This window comes from Tritonibacter sp. SIMBA_163 (assembly GCF_046535935.1).
GTDB lineage: Bacteria > Pseudomonadota > Alphaproteobacteria > Rhodobacterales > Rhodobacteraceae > Epibacterium > Epibacterium scottomollicae.
This window is the reverse complement of the sequence record NZ_JAWJBP010000961.1, coordinates 1-250: the sequence shown is the minus strand read 5'-3', so window position 1 is coordinate 250 and position 250 is coordinate 1. Positions and strand designations below refer to the sequence as shown.

At 49.6% G+C, this 250-nt stretch carries 1 pseudogene; it reads left to right on the top strand.

Annotation, left to right across the window (positions count from 1 at the left end):
- Window positions 1-186 (top strand): annotated as a pseudogene (locus R0J92_RS25180) (adenosylcobinamide-phosphate synthase); the annotation flags it as partial.
- Window positions 187-250 lie beyond the last annotated feature (64 nt).

The following is a 250-nucleotide window of genomic DNA, read 5'->3' as shown; positions in this document are numbered from 1 at the left end:
CTCGGCATTGAACTTGGCGGCGTGAACTCGTACGGCGGCATTCAGTCGATCCGCGCTAAAATGGGCGAGCCATTATTCCGGCTCGAAGCTGCACATATTAAAAGTGCAGTGAAGCAAATGAACATTGCCGCGATCAGTTTTTTTGCACTGATGGCATTAGGGGGGATCCTGTTTGAAATTACCTGAACATGGCGCCAATCCACACCGCCTTTATGAACAGGCGGGGAAAAAGCTGCCTTCAGAAATAATC